At 63.1% G+C, this 2427-nt stretch carries 4 protein-coding genes; 3 read left to right on the top strand and 1 reads right to left on the bottom strand.

What is annotated here, in order from left to right; translation table 11 throughout:
* Nucleotides 1-136: 136 nt before the first annotated feature.
* Nucleotides 137-670: an SH3 domain-containing protein gene (locus tag I5M_RS02675; protein ID WP_083909491.1), complete on the top strand. Its 534-nt coding sequence runs from the start codon at nucleotides 137-139 to the stop codon at nucleotides 668-670.
* A gap of 156 nt (nucleotides 671-826) precedes the next feature.
* Here the strand turns inward: I5M_RS02675 and irrA are convergent, their stop codons facing one another.
* Nucleotides 827-1306: an iron response transcriptional regulator IrrA gene (gene irrA, locus I5M_RS02670; RefSeq protein WP_022719986.1), complete on the bottom strand. Its 480-nt coding sequence runs from the start codon at nucleotides 1304-1306 to the stop codon at nucleotides 827-829.
* A 268-nt stretch (nucleotides 1307-1574) separates the two neighbouring features.
* Between irrA and fabA the strand changes: the two genes are divergently transcribed.
* The gene (fabA, locus tag I5M_RS02665) at nucleotides 1575-2105 is read left to right on the top strand and encodes a bifunctional 3-hydroxydecanoyl-ACP dehydratase/trans-2-decenoyl-ACP isomerase (RefSeq protein ID WP_022719985.1); all 531 of its coding nucleotides are present in this window, start codon (nucleotides 1575-1577) and stop codon (nucleotides 2103-2105) included.
* 64 nt (nucleotides 2106-2169) lie between these two features.
* The coding region (locus tag I5M_RS02660) for a beta-ketoacyl synthase N-terminal-like domain-containing protein (protein WP_283804857.1) at nucleotides 2170-2427 on the top strand (258 nt) is incomplete at its 3' end.

Genomic DNA, 2427 nt, shown 5'->3' with positions numbered 1-2427 from the left:
TCCCTTGGGTGAGCGTTTGCTTGACGGACTTCTCTAGCAGAAGACCGCGGCAAGACAAGAACCCTGGGTTTCACCGATCAGCAGTCCGCGCGCGTGGCGCGGCGGTNGAGGCGTATCGACGATCATGACGAGAGCGATGTCCCCGGCCCGAATTTGTACGTCTTTCGCCGCAGGCATCATGTTCGCAGGTGCGATAGTATGTTCCGGCACGCCGGCGTACGCCCGGGACACGCCACCGTCGACCTCGGGCCTGCCGGTGCCGCGCTATGTCAGCCTGAAGTCGGATCACATCAACGTCCGCGTCGGCCCGACCAAAGATAACGATGTCGCCTGGGTCTATACCCGCGCCGGGCTGCCGGTGGAGGTGACCGCCGAGTACGAGAACTGGCGACGGGTGCGCGACTCGGAAGGTGCCGAAGGTTGGGTGTATCACTCGATGCTGTCGGGCCGCCGCACAGCGGTGGTGACGCTGAAGGACAAGGATGCGCTGGCGCCGCTCTACGAAAGCGCCTCCGAATCCAGCGAAGTGGCGGCGCGGCTGCAGGCCGGTGTGGTGGCGCAGGTCAAACGCTGCGACATCAGCTGGTGCCGTATCGCCGGCAACGGCTTCGACGGCTGGATCGAGAAACAACGCCTATGGGGCGTCTACCCCGACGAGAAGGTGAATTGAGCGCGCGTCCCGCGTAGGGTCATTTGTAGGGTGGGCAAAGCGAAGCGTGCCCACGCCCGGCGGGTCCGAAACTATCCGGCTTTCGAGAATTTCAAAACGCCCGGAGCGTAGGCACGGCGCTTCGCGCCTTTGCCCACCCTACGAAACAGAGGGCACTCAGCCCTTCTTGCGCAGCCGCACCACGACGTCAACGCGGGCGATTTCGTAGCCGTCCGGGACGTGGGGGGTCGAGCGCAGTTCGACGTCCGCATTGGGGATGTCGATCAGCTCGTGGTTGTTCTCGAGATAGAAGTGCTGGTGCGACGACACGTTGGTGTCGAAATAGGTCTTGGTGCCGTCGACGCTGACCTGCCGCAGCAGACCGACTTCAGTGAGCTGATTCAAGGTGTTGTAGACAGTCGCCAGCGACACCGGGACCTTGGCCTGGCTGGCTTCTTCATAGAGCATTTCGGCCGTCAGATGCCGGTCGCCCTTGCCGAACAAAAGCCAGCCCAGCGCCATGCGCTGCCGGGTCGGACGCAGGCCCACCGACGCCAGCATCTCGTTGACGTCGTGCCACGGGCAGCCGTTGAGGCGCGGCTCCGAATGGTCCGCTGTTTCCCCATGGGAAAAGTTCGCCCGCACGATGCTGTCCACGACTCTCACGCCTCTGTTTGCACTGCAGTTTTTGATTATAGGAAGCATTCTACGGAGGTGCAAGCGTTTCGCAACTGGAACAGGCTCGGCCGTTTTACCTAAGGGACATCACGGAGGTGCCGCTTTGCGAGGTCACATCCCTATGTTAGACGACCCCGCAATTCGACCGGGCCGTGTTCGGGGCCGACACTCTCTGCGGCAACTGACCGCAGCCGCGCCGGATGGCCGACCGAACCCAGACCACAATCCAAGCTTCAAGAAGGCGAGCATGCAGCAGGAACGTCGCTCCAGCTACGAATACGAAGACCTGCTGGCCTGCGGGCGCGGCGAACTGTTCGGCGCCGGCAATGCGCAGCTGCCGCTGCCGCCGATGCTGATGTTCGACCGCATCACGGAAATCACCGAAGACGGCGGAGAGTTCGGCAAGGGCCACATGCGCGCCGAACTCGACGTCAATCCGGACCTGTGGTTCTTCGCCTGCCACTTCAAGGGCGATCCGGTGATGCCGGGTTGTCTCGGCCTCGATGCGCTCTGGCAGATGGTCGGATTCTTTCTCGGCTGGAGTGGCGGCGAAGGTCCGGGCCGCGCACTCGGTAGTGGCGAACTAAAGTTCACCGGACAGGTGCTGCCGCATATCCGCAAAGTCGTTTACAGTGTCGACATCAAGCGGGTGATGCGTTCGAAGCTGTGGCTTGGCATCGCCGACGGGTCGCTTTCGGCCGACGGCGAGACTATCTACCGGGCCAAGGACCTCAAAGTCGGTCTGTTCAAGCAAACCGCGCAGCCTGTCGGCGGTTAGATGGATTGGAGTCCCTGCGGCGCGCGTTGCGCTGCAGCAGGGCCGTGGGAGTGAAGAGGCGATCATGAGACGGGTTGTTGTCACCGGGATGGGGATCGTCTCCGCGATCGGAAACAACACGCAGGAAGTGTTGGCGAGTCTGCACGACGCCAAGTCGGGCATCTCGCGCGCCGAAAAGCACGCCGAGCTGGGATTCCGCTCGCAGGTGCAGGGTGCGCCGTCGCTCAATCCGGCGGAGATCGTGGACCGCCGCGCGATGCGCTTCCTCGGCGAAGGTGCTGCGTGGAATCACGTCGCGATGGAGCAGGCGCTGCCGATCGGG

This window comes from Rhodopseudomonas sp. B29 (assembly GCF_000333455.1).
Lineage (GTDB): Bacteria > Pseudomonadota > Alphaproteobacteria > Rhizobiales > Xanthobacteraceae > Rhodopseudomonas.
This window is presented reverse-complemented; position numbering and strand designations above follow the sequence as displayed.